Source organism: Streptomyces cavernicola, assembly GCF_029968035.1.
Taxonomy (GTDB): Bacteria; Actinomycetota; Actinomycetes; order Streptomycetales; family Streptomycetaceae; genus Streptomyces; species Streptomyces cavernicola.
In genome coordinates this window covers 1-12,688 of the sequence record NZ_JASCIQ010000043.1, presented here as the reverse complement: position 1 = coordinate 12,688, position 12,688 = coordinate 1, and the positions used below count along the sequence as shown (strand labels likewise).

At 73.0% G+C, this 12,688-nt stretch carries 14 protein-coding genes; 3 read left to right on the top strand and 11 right to left on the bottom strand.

The window, feature by feature from the left end; all coding sequences use genetic code 11:
• Positions 1–47: 47 nt before the first annotated feature.
• From QIS96_RS31100 to QIS96_RS31085, 4 genes are all read right to left on the bottom strand, one after another.
• Complete coding sequence (locus QIS96_RS31100; protein WP_282546162.1) at positions 48–296, bottom strand: acyl carrier protein; 249 nt, start codon at positions 294–296, stop codon at positions 48–50.
• Positions 297–386: 90 nt separating this feature from the next.
• Positions 387–1,388, bottom strand: a complete 1,002-nt coding sequence (locus QIS96_RS31095; RefSeq protein WP_282546161.1) for a ketoacyl-ACP synthase III — start codon at positions 1,386–1,388, stop codon at positions 387–389.
• 17 nt (positions 1,389–1,405) lie between these two features.
• Positions 1,406–2,326 (bottom strand): ACP S-malonyltransferase, encoded by a 921-nt coding sequence (locus QIS96_RS31090; RefSeq protein ID WP_282546160.1) that lies wholly within the window; start codon positions 2,324–2,326, stop codon positions 1,406–1,408.
• Between the two features lie 89 nt (positions 2,327–2,415).
• Complete coding sequence (locus QIS96_RS31085; protein WP_282546159.1) at positions 2,416–3,615, bottom strand: PucR family transcriptional regulator; 1,200 nt, start codon at positions 3,613–3,615, stop codon at positions 2,416–2,418.
• A gap of 61 nt (positions 3,616–3,676) precedes the next feature.
• On the opposite strand from QIS96_RS31085, the gene QIS96_RS31080 reads away from it, so the two are divergent.
• Complete coding sequence (locus QIS96_RS31080; RefSeq protein WP_282546206.1) at positions 3,677–4,351, top strand: pirin family protein; 675 nt, start codon at positions 3,677–3,679, stop codon at positions 4,349–4,351.
• Here the strand turns inward: QIS96_RS31080 and QIS96_RS31075 are convergent.
• The 3 genes from QIS96_RS31075 to QIS96_RS31065 all read right to left on the bottom strand — a co-directional run bounded on the left by QIS96_RS31075 (position 4,341) and on the right by QIS96_RS31065 (position 6,101).
• On the bottom strand, positions 4,341–5,180 hold the full coding sequence (locus QIS96_RS31075; protein WP_282546158.1) for a serine hydrolase domain-containing protein: 840 nt from the start codon (positions 5,178–5,180) through the stop codon (positions 4,341–4,343). The genes QIS96_RS31080 and QIS96_RS31075 overlap by 11 nt on opposite strands.
• 85 nt (positions 5,181–5,265) lie before the next feature.
• Positions 5,266–5,622, bottom strand: coding sequence for a hypothetical protein (locus QIS96_RS31070; protein WP_282546157.1), 357 nt, complete (start codon positions 5,620–5,622; stop codon positions 5,266–5,268).
• The gene (locus tag QIS96_RS31065; protein WP_282546156.1) at positions 5,619–6,101 is read right to left on the bottom strand and encodes a GNAT family N-acetyltransferase; all 483 of its coding nucleotides are present in this window, start codon (positions 6,099–6,101) and stop codon (positions 5,619–5,621) included. The genes QIS96_RS31070 and QIS96_RS31065 overlap by 4 nt, the downstream gene beginning before the upstream one ends.
• 84 nt (positions 6,102–6,185) lie before the next feature.
• Between QIS96_RS31065 and QIS96_RS31060 the strand changes: the two genes are divergently transcribed.
• Together QIS96_RS31060 and QIS96_RS31055 are read left to right on the top strand one after the other, a co-directional pair.
• The gene (locus QIS96_RS31060) at positions 6,186–6,671 is read left to right on the top strand and encodes a MerR family transcriptional regulator (protein ID WP_282546155.1); all 486 of its coding nucleotides are present in this window, start codon (positions 6,186–6,188) and stop codon (positions 6,669–6,671) included.
• Positions 6,671–7,714, top strand: coding sequence for an aldo/keto reductase (locus QIS96_RS31055; RefSeq protein WP_282546154.1), 1,044 nt, complete (start codon positions 6,671–6,673; stop codon positions 7,712–7,714). Before QIS96_RS31060 ends, QIS96_RS31055 begins: the two co-directional genes overlap by 1 nt.
• A gap of 101 nt (positions 7,715–7,815) precedes the next feature.
• Here QIS96_RS31055 and QIS96_RS31050 read toward each other — a convergent pair whose 3' ends face one another.
• From QIS96_RS31050 to QIS96_RS31035, 4 genes are all read right to left on the bottom strand, one after another.
• Complete coding sequence (locus QIS96_RS31050; RefSeq protein ID WP_282546153.1) at positions 7,816–9,120, bottom strand: acyltransferase family protein; 1,305 nt, start codon at positions 9,118–9,120, stop codon at positions 7,816–7,818.
• A gap of 49 nt (positions 9,121–9,169) precedes the next feature.
• Positions 9,170–10,288 carry an alpha/beta hydrolase gene (locus QIS96_RS31045; protein ID WP_282546205.1) on the bottom strand — a complete coding sequence of 373 codons (1,119 nt, stop codon included), beginning with the start codon at positions 10,286–10,288 and terminating at the stop codon, positions 9,170–9,172.
• A 233-nt stretch (positions 10,289–10,521) separates the two neighbouring features.
• A complete protein-coding gene (locus tag QIS96_RS31040; RefSeq protein WP_282546152.1) occupies positions 10,522–11,202 on the bottom strand; it encodes a response regulator in 681 nt (226 codons plus the stop codon).
• Positions 11,199–12,479, bottom strand: coding sequence for a sensor histidine kinase (locus QIS96_RS31035; RefSeq protein WP_282546151.1), 1,281 nt, complete (start codon positions 12,477–12,479; stop codon positions 11,199–11,201). The genes QIS96_RS31040 and QIS96_RS31035 overlap by 4 nt, the downstream gene beginning before the upstream one ends.
• Positions 12,480–12,688: the final 209 nt, after the last annotated feature.

Sequence of the window (12,688 nt, the reverse complement as noted above, 5' to 3'; positions counted from 1 at the left end):
GATACAACGGCGCCACCGCCGGGTGGCGTTGAGCGAGTAGCAGAGGGTCAGCTCTGGTGCTTCGCGATGTAGTCGGCGGCGTCGCCGACCGTCTTGAGGTTCTTGACGTCGTCGTCCGGGATCTTCACGTCGAAGCGCTCTTCGGCGGCGACGACGACCTCGACCATGGACAGCGAGTCGACGTCCAGGTCGTCGGTGAAGGACTTGTCCAGCTGGACGTCCTCGGTGGGGATACCGGCGATCTCGTTCACGATCTCCGCGAGACCGGCGACGATCTCTTCCTGAGTGGCGGCCATGTGGCGCTCCTTCGTATGTATCAGATGGTTTGCGGCATCGGTCGGGATGTTCCGCGCAGACGGTGAATCTCCGCGAAGTCCGTACGGTGCCTAGGGGAGGGTAACGACAGTGGCGGCGTACACGAGACCCGCCCCGAAGCCGATGACCAGCGCGGTGTCGCCGCTCTTGGCCTCGCCGGTCGCCAGGAGCCGCTCCATCGCGAGCGGGATCGAGGCGGCCGAGGTGTTGCCGGTGGTCTCGATGTCACGGGCGACCGTGACGTGCTCCGGCAGCTTGAGAGTCTTCACCATCGAGTCGATGATCCGCATGTTGGCCTGGTGCGGAATGAAGACGTCCAGGTCGTCCGGGCTCAGGCCGGCGGCGTCGAGCGCCTCCTTGGCGACCTTCGCCATCTCGAACACGGCCCAGCGGAACACCGCTTGGCCCTCCTGCGTGATCGCAGGGAACTTGGCGACCTCGCCGGACCGGTAGTCGGTCCACGGCACGGTCTGCTTGATCGTCTCGGACTTGTCGCCCTCCGAGCCCCAGACCGTCGGGCCGATCGCCGGCTCCTCGGACGGGCCGACGACGACGGCGCCCGCGCCGTCACCGAACAGGAAGGCCGTCGCCCGGTCCTCCAGGTCGGTCAGGTCGCTGAGCCGCTCCACGCCGATCACCAGGACGTACGGGGCGGAGCCCTCCGTCACCAGGCCCTTGGCGAGGGTCAGCCCGTAGCCGAAGCCGGCGCAGCCCGCGGAGATGTCGAACGCGGCGGCCTTCTCGGTGCCGAGCTTGTCCGCGATCTCCGTGGCGACGGCCGGGGTCTGCTTGAAGTGCGAGACGGTCGAGACGATCACGGCGCCGATCTTGTCGGCGGTGATCCCGGCGTCGGCGATCGCCTTGCCGGACGCCTCGACCGACATGGCGGCGACGGTCTCCTCGTCGCTCGCCCAGTGCCGGGTGGCGATGCCGGAGCGGGAGCGGATCCACTCGTCGGACGAGTCGATCGTCTCGAGGATCACCTCGTTCGGCACGACCCGCGTCGGACGGTAGCCGCCGACGCCGAGGATGCGTGCGTACGGTGCGCCCTTGCTTGGCTTGATCTTCGACATGCGTTCGGGGCTCCTACTCAGGCCGTCTGCGAATGTTCGGCGATCAGGGCGCGGGCCGCGTCGAGGTCGTCGGGGGTCTTCAGGGCGAGCGTCTTCACACCCGGCAGGGCGCGCTTGGCCAGGCCCGTGAGAGTGCCGCCGGGGCAGATCTCCACGAGCGCGGTCACGCCGAGCTCCTTGAACGTCTCCATGCACAGGTCCCAGCGGACCGGGTTGGCAACCTGGCCGACCAGGCGCGCGATCACCTCGGCGCCGGAGTCCACGGCCGCGCCGTCCTTGTTCGAGACGTACCGGACCTTCGGGTCGGCCGGGGAGAGCTCCTTAGCGGCCTCGTCCAGGACGGCGACCGCGGGGCCCATGTGCTCGGTGTGGAACGCGCCCGCGACCTTCAGCGGCACCACGCGGCGGGTGCCCTCGGGCTTGTCCTCGGCGAGCGCGGCGAGCTGCTCCATCGTTCCTGCGGCGACGATCTGGCCGGCGCCGTTGACGTTCGCCGGGGTCAGGCCGAGCTTCTCCAGGTGCGGCAGGACGGTGTCCGGCTCGCCGCCGAGCAGCGCCGACATGCCGGTCTGCGTGATGGCCGCGGCGTCCGCCATGGCCAGGCCGCGCTTGCGGACCAGCTGCAGGGCGGCGGAGTCGTCGAGGACGCCCGCGAGCGCGGCGGCGGTGATCTCGCCGACGCTGTGCCCGGCGACCGCACCCGGCGCGACCTCGCCGAGAGCGGAGGCGGAGAGCAGTCCGGCGGCCACGAGCAGCGGCTGGGCGACGGCGGTGTCACGGATGGCGTCGGCGTCGGCCTGCGTGCCGTAGTGGGCGAGGTCGAGGCCGATGGCGTCGGACCAGGCTGCGAGCCGGTCGGCGGCGCCGTCGAGTTCGAGCCAGGGGGTCAGGAAGCCGGGCGTCTGGGCGCCTTGGCCGGGAGCGACGAGTACGAGCACTCTCACACTCTCTCTTGTGGACGGCGGCAACCGCCCGTGGGGACAGGGACGAAGAACAGTCAGGGGAATTGTGGATCCCCGACAAAAGTCTAGGACTGGGGATCTCCGTCGACCAGACGCCCCAGGATCAGCGCGATCCGCAGCGTGAAGGCCGAGCGGACATCGGAGGGTGACCATCCGGTGACGTCAGTCACACGTCGCAGCCGGTAGCGCACGGTGTTGGGGTGCACGAACAGCATCCGCGCGGCGCCTTCGAGGCTGCTGGCCTGCTCCAGATAGACGCTCAAGGTCTCCAGGAGCGCGGAACCCGCCTCCTCCAACGGTCTGTAGATCTCCTCCACCAACTGCTCGCGGGCGGCCGGGTCTCCGGCGATCGCGCGCTCCGGCAGGAGATCGTCCGCGAGCACCGGGCGCGGCGCGTCCTGCCAGGCCGAGCAGGCCTTGAGTCCGGCGGCCGCGGCCTGCGCGGACCGGGTGGCGGCGAGCAGGTCGGGCACCACGGGTCCGGCGACCACGGGCCCCGCCGCGTACGGGCCGATCAGGGCCTTGGCGACAGCCAGGGGGTTGTCGCTGCCGCCGGCGATGACGACGAGCCGGTCGCCGAGCACCCCGGTCAGAACCTGCAGCTTGGCGTGGCGCGATGCCCGACGGATCGCCTCGACGGTCAGCTCGCTGTCGCCGTCGGGCGCGGTGCCGAGGACGACGCACACATGCTCGGGGGAGTTCCAGCCGAGCGCGGCGGCCCGGCTGACGGCGCCCTCGTCGGCCTCGCCGGACAGCACCGCGTTGACGACGAGCGATTCGAGCCGGGCGTCCCAGGCGCCGCGGGCCTCAGCGGCCTGCGCGTACACCTGCGCGGTGGCGAAGGCGATCTCGCGGGCGTAGACGAGCAGCGCCTCGCGCAGGATGCCCTCGTCGCCGGGGGCCGCGACCTCGTCGATCGCGGACTCCATCACCTCGATCGTCGTACGCACCATCTCGACGGTCTGGCGCAGCGTGATCGCGCGCGTCAGCTCGCGCGGCGCCGTGCCGAAGACGTCCGTGGAGATGGCCTGCGGGGCGTCCGGATGCCGGAACCACTCGGTGAACGCGGCGATGCCGGCCTGGGCGACGAGGCCGATCCAGGACCGGTTCTCCGGCGGCATCGCGCGGTACCACGGCAGCGTCTCGTCCATGCGCGCGATCGCCTGCGCGGCGAGGCTGCCGGAGGACTGCTCAAGTCGCTTGAGCGTCGCGGCATGCGAGTGCGGTACGGGCGGCTGCGGAGATTCGTCTACGGGTTCGGGCACGGGACAAGACTGCCTTATCCGGGCGGGTCGGCGGAGTGCCGGGTCTACCGTGGGGGGCGTGATGGACGTACGGCGCGCCGACGAGCGCTACCCCGGAGGCGACCCGAAGGCCGGCATCGAGTCGTGGCACGCCTTCTCGTTCGGCCCGCACTACGACCCCGACAACCTGCGCTTCGGCGCGATCATCGCCTGCAACGAGGAGCGGCTCGCGCCCGGCGCGGGCTTCGACGAGCATCCGCACAGCCACACCGAGATCGTCACCTGGGTCGTCGAGGGCGAGCTGACGCACCGCGACACGACGGGCCGCGAGTCCGTCGTCCGCCCCGGCGACGTGCAGCGGCTCAGCGCGGGCGGCGGCGTCCGGCACGTGGAGCGGAACGCGGGCCCGGAGCCGCTGGTCTTCGTGCAGATGTGGCTGGCCCCGCTGCAGCCCGGCGGCGACCCGTCGTACGAGGTCGTGCACGGCATAGCCGACTCCACCCCGTACGAGGTCGCGGAGGCGGGCGCGATGCTGCACGTACGGCGGCTCGCGGCCGGCGAGCGGACGGCGGTCCCGGACGCGGAGCTCGCGTACGTCCACGTCACCCGGGGTGAAGTCGCCCTCGGGGACGTGGAGTTGGGGCCGGGGGACGCGGTGCGGCTCACCGGGGGGCGGGGCCTGGAGCTGGTGGGGCGGTCGGCGGCGGAGGTCCTGGTGTGGGAGCTGCCCGCGCCGTGGGTCCCGCCTAGCTCCTGAGTTCTGCGAGCACCGCGTCCGTGAACGGGGGCCAGGCGTCGATCGCCCACTGGCCGAAGGCGCGGTCGGTGAGGGCCACGCACGCCGCCCCTGTGTTGTTCCCACCCGCCCACCCGGCGTCCGGGTCGATCCACAGGAACGTGCCCGACTGGCCGAAGTGCCCGAACGTGCGCGGCGAGGACGAACTGCCCGTCCAGTGCGGGGACTTGGAGTCGCGGATCTCGAAGCCGAGGCCCCAGTCGTTGGGCTTCTGGTGGCCGTAGCCGGGCAGGATCCCGGACAGGGCCGGGTGCACGACGGACATCGCCTCGACGACCGTACGCGCGTCGAGGAGCCGCGGCGCCTGCACCTCGGCGGCGAACCGCACCAGGTCGTCCACCGTGGACACGCCGTCCTTCGCCGGGGAGCCTTCGAGGGTGGTGGCGGTCATGCCGAGCGGTTCGAGCACGGCCTGCCGGGCGTACTCGGCGAACGGCATGTCGGCGGCCTTCGCGATGTGGTCGCCGAGCACCTCGAAGCCGGCGTTGGAGTAGAGCCGCCGGGTGCCCGCGGGGGCCATCACCTTGTGCTCGTCGAAGGCCAGGCCGCTGGTGTGCGCGAGCAGGTGCCGCACCGTGGAGCCCTCGGGCCCGGCCGGCTCGTCCAGCTCGATCGCCCCTTCCTCGTACGCGACGAGCGCCGCGTACGCCGCGAGGGGCTTCGTCACCGAGGCGAGCGGGAAGCGGTGCGCGGAGGGGCCGTGCGAGCCGACGACGGTGCCGTCCGCGCGGACGAGGGCCGCTGCCGCGGTGGGGACGGGCCAGTTCTCGATTTGGGCGAGGGCATGCATGCGTATGAGGTTACGGGGTGGGGTTCGGGCGGCCCGATCCGCACCGTTGACTCGGGCCCCGCCCATCGGCCTGGCGGCCTCGTCCTCAATCGCCGGACGGGCTCCATTTGAGGACCAGCTCGCGTATGACCTCCACCCGTTCCGCCGCGATCAGGCAGTCCACCCTCGCGCGGCCGCCCGCCTCCGCCGTGAAGGGGATCAGCACGCCCGGCCGCTCGCCCAACTGATCGGTCACTGCTGCCAGTTCGGCCGGGGCCGGAGGGCGGAAGACCGGGTCCTGGAAGGACGTCGGGCAGTGCACCAGGAGGGGGCCATGGAAGGTCAGTTCCAGGCCGTGGTGGTACGTGAGGTCGTGGTCTGCGGCGAGGCGCAGGGAGTCCGTGTCCCAGGCGAGTACCTCCCAGTCCCACCAGGAGCCTTCCGGGAGGACGAGCCCGCTCATGCCCCGTCCCCCGGCAGCAGCAGCCGCATCGCCGGTTCCCGCATGTGGTGGAAGCCGAGCGAGGTATAGAGGGACTCCGCCTCCGGCGACGCGGTCAGGTCGACCTTGCGGATGCCGCGTTCGGCGTACCAGTCGAGGAGGGCCCGCATGCAGGCGCGGGAGTGGCCGCGGCGGCGTCGGGTCGGGTCGGTGCAGACGTTGAAGACGTACCCGATCGCGCCGTCGGGGTTGTCCGGGGAGCCCAGGCGGTGCTCGATCTTGCCGGTCGCGCAGGCGGCGAGGCGGCCGGGGGCCGTCGGGTCGTCGACGACCGTCGCCATCAAGTCGCCGTCGGGGCGGGCGAGTTCGGTGCGCAGGTGGCGGGCCGTGCCGGCCTGCCACCCGATGTCGTCGCTGGGGCGCAGCGAGTCCAGCATGATCTTGCGGAGCCGGATGAGCTCCTCGGCGTCCTCGGGCGTGGCGCGGCGTACGGGACTCATGGCCGGGAGCGTAGTGAGAACACCGGGTGATCTCCTCCCGATTTCGCTTGCTTGGAGTGCACTTCAGGGTCATAGCGTGGAGGCATGACGGTGATGGAGAGCACTCCCGTGACCCCCGAGCAGGAACCGCTGGAGACGGTGGAGCGGTGTGCCGGGGCCGACCCCGAGCACCCGCGGCCCGACGGCCGGGACCGGTACACGATCAGCGAGGTGGCCGCCCACACCGGGCTCAGCGCGCACACCCTGCGCTGGTACGAGCGGATCGGCCTGATGCCGCACGTGGACCGCTCGCACACGGGTCAACGCCGGTTCACCAACCGGGACTTGGACTGGCTCTCGCTCGTCGGCAAGCTGCGCCTCACCGGCATGCCGGTCGCGGACATGGTCCGCTACGCCGAGCTGGTGCGGCAGGGCGAGCACACCTTCGAGGAGCGGCAGGCGCTCCTGGAGCAGACGCGGCGCGACGTCCTCGGGCGGATCGCCGAACTCCAGGGCACCTTGGCGGTACTCGACTACAAGATCGACTTTTACGCGGACGCCCGGCGGGCGTCGGAGAGGGCCTGGGCCTGATGAGCACGGAGAACGGCACGTACAGCAGCACCGAGAAGATCGCGACCACCCGCCTCGGTGCGGGCGGCCCCGAGGTCGGCGTCCAGGGCCTCGGCTGCATGGGCATGAGCTTCGCGTACGGCGAGACCACCGACCCCGACGAGGCGCGGGCCACCCTGGAGCGGGCCCTTGAGCTCGGCGTCACCCTGTTCGACACCGCGGACATGTACGGCCACGGCGAGAACGAGAAGTTCATCGCGCCGTTCGTGAACGCCCACCGCGACGAGATCGTCCTCGCCACCAAGTTCGGCATCGTCCTCGACAAGGACGACCCGTTGAAGCGCGGCATCAACAACGACCCCGCGTACATCCGCAGTTGCGTCGAGGGCAGCCTGCAGCGCCTCGGCGTCGACGTCATCGACCTCTACTACATGCACCGGCGCGACGTGAACGTGCCCATCGAGGAGACCGTCGGCGCCATGGCCGAGCTCGTCGCCGAGGGCAAGGTGAAGCAGCTGGGCCTCAGCGAGGTCACCGGGCCCGAGCTGGAGGCCGCGCACGCGGTGCACCCGATCGCCGCCGTCCAGTCGGAGTGGTCCCTGTTCAGCCGGGACGTGGAGGCCGGTGTGGTCCCGGCCGCGGCCCGTCTCGGCACCGCGTTCGTGCCGTACTCGCCGCTCGGCCGCGGCTTCCTCACCGGAGCGTTCACGGACGCGAGCGCCGAGCTCGGCGCGGACGACTTCCGCCGTACGATGCCCCGCTTCAGCGGCGACAACGCGACCGTGAACGCCGCGCTCCTCGCGCCCGTGCGGAAGCTCGCCGAGTCCCGTGGCGCGAGCCTCGGGCAGATCGCCCTCGCCTGGGCGCAGCAGCGGGCCGATGTGCACGGCCTGCCCGTGATCCCGATCCCGGGCACCCGCAGGCGCAGCCGCGTCGAGGAGAACGCGGCCGCGACCCGACTGGTCCTGACCGAGAGCGAGTTGGAGCTCCTGGAGCCGATCGCCGCGCAGGTCGCCGGCGGCCGCTACGCCAACATGAGCTTCACCTCGGCGGGCCGCGAGTAGCCGAGACGCGGCGGCCGCCGGCCGGGGGCTGGGTACCCTCGGAAAATTTATGTCTCACTGTGACATCACTTTTACGGGGTCCCCCGGCCGGCGGCCGCCCCTCACGCCAGGCCCAGCGCGAACGCCGCGAACCCCGCCGCGAGCACCCCCGCGGCCGCCCGCCGGATTCGGGCGGCCCGCGTGCCCGCGCCCCAGGGCTCCTCGAAGCGGCGCGCGTACCGCCCGAGCGCCACGAGCAGCAGCGCGAACAGCGGCAGCCAGGCCGCCCGCGCCGCGACCCACGCGAACGAGTCGGGCGAAGTCGTCAGGCCCGCGAGCTCCCCGAAGCGCGCGCCCGTGGCCGCCGCGGCGAACATCGCCGTCTGGTGCCAGCACAGGATCGTCATCGCCGACAGGTTGATCACCACGACCGGCGCCCACAGCGCGGGCCTGCGAAGCAGCGCGCCGATCCGGTCCCGCAGCAGGATCGCAGCACCGCTCTGCGCGGCCGCGAGCGCGAGGACGAGCAGCGACGGCGGATGCGAGTTGGTGCGCGCCTCGCCGGGCACTCCCACCATCGACGCCGGGTAGTGGAAGGCCAGGAGCAGCACCGCGAAGAGCGCCGTGCCGCCGAGCAGCAGCAGCCACGCGCCGCGCCTGCCGAGCCTCTTCTCGGCCAAGGAGACGCCCAGTTGGTACGCGAACAGCCACCCCGGCAGGATGTTCAGGACGCTCAGCCAGGACGGCACGGCCTCCGCGTACGGCCCGTAGCGCAGGAAGTCCACGGCGGCGACGGTCGCGAGGAGCGGGGCCGCCGACCAGGCGCCGAGGCGTTCGGCGGCGCGGACGCAGAGCGGGGTGAGAGCGGTGATCACCGTGTAGACGCCCACGAACCACAGGGGTTGGATCACCAGCGTCGAGCCGGTGCGCAGCGAGTCGCCGGGCACGCCGAGCGCGGAGAGCAGCGGGATCAGCAGCGCCCACACGGCCGTCACGCCGAGCACCGGCCGCCCGAGCCGCGCTGTCCGCCCGCGCAGCCAGGCGGCGGTGGACCCGCCGCGCTCCCGGGCCCGCCGGTAGGAGAGGACCGAGGCGTACCCGCCGACCAGGAAGAAGATCCCGAGCAGTTGCAGGAACCAGCTCACCGGCGCGAGCCCGCCGAGCGCGGACAGCGGGCTGGCGTTGTGCAGCGCGCCGTCCGCGTCGAGCGTGAACCCGCCGAGCAGCCAGTGCCCGGTCGGCACGGCGAGCAGCGCGAGCGCCCGCAGCCCGTCCACGGCCCGGTCGCGATGCGCGGGCGTACGGGCCTCGACGGTCGCGGCCGTACGAGCCAGGGCGCGACGGGCGGAGCGCAGGGGAGCGGCGGACCGGCGGCCGCCACGGCTCAACTGCTGGACGGGTGGGGCGAGTTCGGAGTGCAACGACATGGCGAGTCCTAGGTGGGAGGTCTCAGCAGGGGTTCGGCAGCGGGAGGTCTCAGTGGGCGCTGCCGACGGCGATCTCGGCGAAGGCGCGGAGCGAGTCCGTGCCGGGCGCGAAGTAGCCGGTGTGGCCCTGGGCCCGCGCGGTGGGTACGGGGCGGGCGCCGAAGGCCGGGTCGGCGGGGTCGGCGCCGTGGCCGAGGCCGAGGAGGCGGATGTGCGGGACGTCGTCGATCCAGTCGTCCGCGTTCTTCGCGGCCCAGACGCGCGCTCCGGTGCGCAGTTCGGCGGCCCGGTCCACGCGCATGCCGGGGGAGCCGGCCACGACCAGGTCGGCCGCGGGGGCGTCCGGGGCGGCGAGGCCGCACACCACCGAGCCGTAGCTGTGGCAGAACAGCGCAGGGCGCGGGCGGCCCGCCGCGACCAGGCCCTGCGCGAGCCGGGCCAGTCGGGGCGCGCCCGCCTCGGCGAGCCGGCCGGTGGCGGCGTCGGGGCCGAGCCCGACCGGGGTGGTGTAACCGGCCCAGGCGATCACGGCCGTGCGGTGACCGGCCGTGCGGTGACCGGCCGTCGCCGCGTACAGGGATCGGGCCATGCCGGCCGGGGTGCCGTACCGGTCCTTCGTACGGTCGAAGGTGTTCAGGTCGATATCGGAGCCCGGCACGATCACCGCGATGTGCTCGGCGGCCGTCAAGTCCCCGTAGACCTCGGCGACTTGGCCCCGGCCGCGCGGGTCGAAGGCGAGGATCCGCCGGCCGGGCCCGGCCAGTTCGGCGTACCGCTCGGCGCGGGCGCGGGCCGCCGCCCGGTCCTGGTCGGGCAGCCGCGGGTCGGCGGCGCGGGCCAGCTGCCCGGCCCGTTCCTGCCGCAGGGCACGGGAGTTGGCTGCGTACCGCAGGGCCGGCGGGGCGCCGTCGAGGTTGCCGACGACCAGGGCGTGCCGCTCGGCGAGCGCCTGGCGTTGCGGCTCGCTCAGGCCGGCGAAGAACTCGGCGATCCGGGCCGGGGACGCGGTCGCCGGGTCGGGCAGGGGGCGGCCGTGCAGGTCGGGGGCGCGGTCGGCACGCCACGCGCCGGCGCCGGGAAGCGGGCCGGTGACGGCCTGCTGTTCGGAGCCGACGGCCCAGCCGGCGCTGCCCGCGACGACCGCCGCCGTCAGCACGGCCGCGAGCAGCGTCCTACGGCCCCGCCCCCAGTGCTTCTTCGTGCGCTCCGCCCGCTCCGCCTGCCGCCGCTCGGCCATGGCCGTCGCCCCTTCCCGTACGTTCCGTACATCCGTCTCGATGACGGGAGGGAAGGTAGGAAGACGGCCGTGCCCGACACGTCACACCGGGGAGCCAACTCCCCGGTGATACCCGGGTCTTGGGGCCTGCTCGCGGGGTGCTACCCCGGTAGGGGGTGTGGTTCTCAGCCCGCTTCGCCGGGCGCGACGAGCCCCGACTCGTACGCGAAGATCACCGCCTGGGCGCGGTCGCGCAGGTCGAGTTTGGCGAGGACCCGGCCGATGTGCGTCTTCACGGTCTGCTCGGCGAGCACGAGCCGTCCGGCGATCTCCTGGTTGGACAGGCCGCGGGCGATCAGTTCGAGCACCTCGGTCTCGCGCGGCGTCAGCCCGTTGAGGCGCAGCGCGGGGTCCTTGGCGCGGACCGGTCTCTGCCGGGCGAAGTCCGCGATCAGGCGCCGCGTCACGGACGGGGCGAGCAGCGCGTCCCCGGCGGCGACCACGCGGACCGCGGCGATCAGGTCGGCGGGCGGCGCGTCCTTCAGGAGGAACCCGGAGGCGCCGGCGCGCAGCGCCTCGTACACGTAGTCGTCCACGTCGAACGTGGTCAGCATCAGGACCTTCGGCCGGTGCACGACGCCCGGCGGGGGATCGAGCAGGGCGCGGGCCGCGGCGAGGCCGTCCATCTCCGGCATCCGCACGTCCATCAGGACCACATCGGGGTGGGCGGAGCGGCTCAGCTCCACGCCCTGCCGGCCGTCGGGCGCCTCGCCCACCACGTCGATGTCGCTCTGCGCGGCGAGCAGCGCGGCGAAACCGGCCCGCACCATGGCCTGGTCGTCGACGATGAGCACACGGATCGTCACGGGCTGTCCGGTCCTTTCGTACGCAGGGGAAGCCTGGCCTCGACGTGGAATCCGCCGGCGTCCACCGGCCCTGCGTCGAGCGTGCCGCCGGCCAACCGTACGCGCTCGCGCATGCCGACCAGGCCGTGTCCCGTACCGCCGTGCTCCAGGGGCGGCGTCGGGGAGAGCGGCGGGCCGTTGTCGACGAGGACGACGAGATCGCCGCGGTCCACGCGCACGGCCACGTCCGTACGGGCACTGCTCGGTGAGTGCCGCACGACGTTGGCCAGGGCCTCCTGCACGATCCGGTACGCGGACAGCTGGACGGCCTGCGGCACCTCGGCCGGGTCGGCGGAGAACGTCAACTCGGTGGGCACACCGGCCCGCACGGTCGCCTCGACCAACTGCTGCAGCCGGTCGAGGCCGGGCTGCGGGGCGAGCTCGCCCCGGGTGTCCTCGCTGCGCAGCACCGAGAGCAGCCGCCGCATCTCGGTGAGCGACTCCCGCGCGCTGCCCGCGATCGCCGCGAACTCCTCCTGCGCCTCGGCCGGCAGGCCCTGGATGCGGTACGGCGCGGAGTCCGCCTGGACCGTGATCACCGACATGTGGTGGGCGACGACGTCGTGCAACTCCCTTGCGATACGGGCCCGTTCCTCAAGGAGGGTGCGCTGCGCCCGCTCCGCCTCGCTGATGGTCTCCTGCACGACGAGCCGCTGCTGCGCCTCACCGCGGGCGCGCAGCGCGTACGTGAGGACGAGGACGACGCCGCTGAGCACGAACAGCAGCAGCTGCACGCCGTCGCTGCGGTCCTGGGAGAGCAGCTCGAAGAGCAGCCCGGCGAGGCCCGTGGCCAGCCAGACGGCGACGAGGGTGCGCCGGGACTCGCGCAGGCCGAGCAGCAGCATCAGGAGCAGGTACCCCACGACGACCATGGGCGTCCACGGCCAGCTGCGGCCGGGGGTGCCGTCGGCGCCGAGCAGCGCGAGCGCGCCGAGCACGTCCGCGACCCCCACGATCCACCAGGCGGGCAGCGGTCTCGTGACGGCGAGCAGCAGCGGGGCGGTCTGCGCGCTGCCGAGCGCACCGGCGAGGGCGCCGCCCATCCGATAGTCCTGGACGAGGACGGTGACGGTGACGGGCAGCAGCGAGGCGACGAAGGCGAGCACGACGGCGTACGGCAGGAACCGCACCCAGGCCTTGCTCGCCCCGGAGAGGGGGGCCTGGCCGGAGGCGGCGGGCGTGATGAGCGCGGTCCCGAGCTCCCGCAGCCCGGCGCGCAGTGTTTCTGGCGTTTCCATGAGGGCTTCAGCGTAGGCAGGCGGGCGTGTAACTGCCGTCATACCTGGGTCTTCAGGGCGGAGTGCTACCTGGGTATGACAGCCCTGCGGACAGACCCGGGGCTGCACCCCGGCCCCCGCCTCCGGGGCTCCGCCCCGTTCCCGGTCGTCGTTCGTCTGCTGCGCCGTCGTGGCTGGTCGCGCAGTTCCCCGGGGGGCCGGGGGGGGGG